This window comes from Pseudoroseomonas cervicalis ATCC 49957 (assembly GCF_000164635.1).
GTDB lineage: Bacteria > Pseudomonadota > Alphaproteobacteria > Acetobacterales > Acetobacteraceae > Pseudoroseomonas > Pseudoroseomonas cervicalis.
The window spans coordinates 394916-397691 of record NZ_GG770780.1; the positions used below are offsets into that span (position 1 = coordinate 394916).

At 73.3% G+C, this 2776-nt stretch carries 3 protein-coding genes; 1 reads left to right on the plus strand and 2 read right to left on the minus strand.

Annotated elements, in window-relative coordinates; genetic code table 11:
- Positions 1–6 precede the first annotated feature (6 nt).
- Both HMPREF0731_RS15195 and kdsA read right to left on the minus strand, forming a co-directional pair.
- Positions 7–795: a 3-deoxy-manno-octulosonate cytidylyltransferase gene (locus HMPREF0731_RS15195; RefSeq protein WP_007005051.1), complete on the minus strand. Its 789-nt coding sequence runs from the start codon at positions 793–795 to the stop codon at positions 7–9.
- Complete coding sequence (kdsA, locus tag HMPREF0731_RS15200; RefSeq protein ID WP_007005052.1) at positions 792–1652, minus strand: 3-deoxy-8-phosphooctulonate synthase; 861 nt, start codon at positions 1650–1652, stop codon at positions 792–794. The genes HMPREF0731_RS15195 and kdsA overlap by 4 nt, the downstream gene beginning before the upstream one ends.
- 214 nt (positions 1653–1866) lie before the next feature.
- Between kdsA and HMPREF0731_RS23255 the strand changes: the two genes are divergently transcribed.
- On the plus strand, positions 1867–2776 hold a 910-nt coding region (locus HMPREF0731_RS23255), incomplete at its 3' end, for a hypothetical protein (protein ID WP_007005053.1).

Sequence of the window (2776 nt, forward strand, 5' to 3'; positions counted from 1 at the left end):
CGGCCGTCAGGCCCGGACGTCCTGCGCGCGGCTTTCGTGGACCCGGCTTTCGTGGACGGGGCCGCGGTGCCCGGCCAGCATCATGCGCGCCCGCTCCAGATCGGCGGGCGTGTCGACGCCGAGCGGCACCTCCGCCACCTCCATCGCGTCGATGCGCATGCCCGCCTCCAGCGCCCGCAGCTGCTCGAGCTTCTCGCGCAGCTCCAGCGGCGAGGGGGCGAGGGTGACGAAGCGCTCCAGCGCCGCGCGGCGCCAGGCATAGAGGCCGATATGGTGGTAGAGCGGCCCCTCGCCCCAGGGCGCCTCGGCCCGGGTGAAGTAGAGCGCGCGGAACCGCCCGCCGCCGAGCGGCGAGCCCACCATCTTCACGACGCTGCTCGACGCCCGCTCCTCGGCCAGCAGGATGGGGGCGACGGCGGTGCCGATGGCGACCTCGGCATCGGCCAGCGGGGCTGCGGCGGCGCGGATGGTGGCCGGCGTCACCGTCGGCAGGTCGCCCTGCACGTTCAGCACCGAATCATAGCGGTGGTCGGGGTCGAGGCGGTTCAGCGCCTCGAACACCCGGTCGGAGCCGGAGGGGTGGTTCGGCTCGGTCAGCACCGCGTTGCCGCCGACGGCGCGCACCGCCTCGGCGATCTCGGCGGTGTCGGTGGCGACCCAGACCGGGGCGATGTCGGCCTCCATGGCGCGGCGCCAGACATGCACGATCATCGGCTCGCCATGGATCATGGCCAGCGGCTTGTTCGGCAGCCGCGTCGCCGCCAGGCGCGAGGGGATCAGCAGGACCGGCTTCATGCGGCGTCGGCCCCGCGGGCGGCGGCCTGCTGCTTGCTCAGCCGGTCGAGCGCGACCAGCTCGGACAGCAGCGCCTCGAAGCGGTGCAGCGGCACCATGTTCGGCCCGTCGGAGGGCGCCTTGTCCGGGTTCTCATGCGTCTCGATGAACAGGCCGGCGACGCCGACCGCGACCGCCGCGCGGGCCAGGACGGGGACGAATTCGCGCTGCCCGCCCGAGGAGCCGCCGAGCCCGCCCGGCTGCTGCACCGAATGGGTGGCATCGAACACCACCGGCGCGCCGGTGCGCGCCATCACCGGCAGGCAGCGGAAGTCGGAGACCAGGGTGTTGTAGCCGAAGGAGGTGCCGCGATCGGTCAGCAGCACATTCGCATTGCCGGCGCCGGTCAGCTTGTCGACCACATTCGCCATGTCCCAGGGCGCCAGGAACTGGCCCTTCTTGACGTTGACGACGCGCCCGGTGGCGGCGGCGGCCAGCAGCAGGTCGGTCTGGCGGCAGAGGAAGGCCGGGATCTGCAGGATGTCCACCGCCTCGGCCACCGGCGCGCACTGCTCGGCATTGTGGACATCGGTCAGCACCGGCAGGCCCAGGCTCTCGCGGATCTCGGCGAAGATCGGCAGCGACTTCTCCAGGCCAAGCCCGCGCTGCGCCGTGGCGCTGGTGCGGTTGGCCTTGTCGAAGCTGGTCTTGTAGACGAGGCCGAAGCCGACCCGCGCGGCGATCTCCTTCAGCGCCGAGGCCATCTCCAGCGCGTGCTGGCGGCTCTCCAGCTGGCAGGGGCCGGCGATGACGGCGAGCGGCAGGTCCTGGCCGAAGCGGACGGGGCCGGCCTCGACGATCGGGTTGGGTTGGGTCACCGGAACTTCCTTCGAGCGGCAGACTGATCTGCGGGCGGGCAGCTCCCGTCCGACTTCCGGCGTCCTCTCTAACAGTTTGCGCCGGAAGGGGGGAATGGGGGGCGGCCGCGACGCCCGCGGCTGGATGAAGCGTGATGCGGCGGTGCGGCGCGGCGGCGCTATGACGGGGCGAGCACGGCCGGCCCATGGCGGGCCCGCCCCGCCGGAGCACCCCATGCCGGTCGTTTTCGAGGATGCGCATCTCCAGGTCATCCACGCCCCGGGCAGCACGGACTATGCCGTCGCCGCCTTCAACACCCGCGACACGCGGGCCAATGGCAGCACCTTCTTCGGCCGGCCGATCCACGAGAAATACGGGGTGGAGTTCTTCGGCTTCGTCTCGCGCGCGGCGAACTGGTATCCGGCCGCCTCGGTCGCGGCGGCGGCGGCGGCGATCCGGCCGCTGCGCCGCAAGCCGCTGATCGGCTACGGCCATTCGCAGGGCGGCTATGCGGTGCTGAAGCATGCGCGGCGCCTGGACCTGGTGGGCGGCGTCGCCAGCGGCCCGCAATTCAGCATCGACCCGGCCGAGGGGCTGGAGGACAGCCGCTTCACCCAGCATTTCGATCCGGCGCTGCACCGGGACATGCGCATCCGCGCCGAGGAGCTGCAGGGCCGGCTGGTGCTGGCCTACGACCCCTGCTTCCGCCCCGATGTCGCGCATGTGGCGCCGATCCTGGCGCTGTCGCCGGCGATCGAGCCGCTCCGCCTGCCCTACATGCACCACCGCACCGTGCAGGTGCTGTCGCCGCGCGCCGTGCTGATGCCGCTGTGGGAGGCGATCCTCTCCGGCGGCCCGGTCGCGCCCGCCGCCCGCGTGGCGCGCCAGGCGCGGCGGCAGAGCCGGCAATACACGCTCTATCTGTCGCGCGCCCTGCTGCCGCGGCGGCCGGCCCTGGCGGCGCGGCTGCTGGAGCGGATGGAGCTGGCCGGGCTGAAGCCGGACCAGCTGCGCGACCAGGGGCTCTGCTGGGCCGTGCCCGGCTGGCGCTGGGCGAGCCCGCCGAGGCGCTGGCGATCTTCCGGCGGATGCAGGCGGACTGGCCGGACAGCCTGGTCTTCCCGCGCGAGGCGGCGCGGGCGGA

Excerpts from the sequence above, each read along its gene's own strand:
- HMPREF0731_RS15195 (WP_007005051.1), bottom strand. The coding sequence starts at position 795 with ATGAAGCCGGTCCTGCTGATCCCCTCGCGCCTGGCGGCGACGCGGCTG.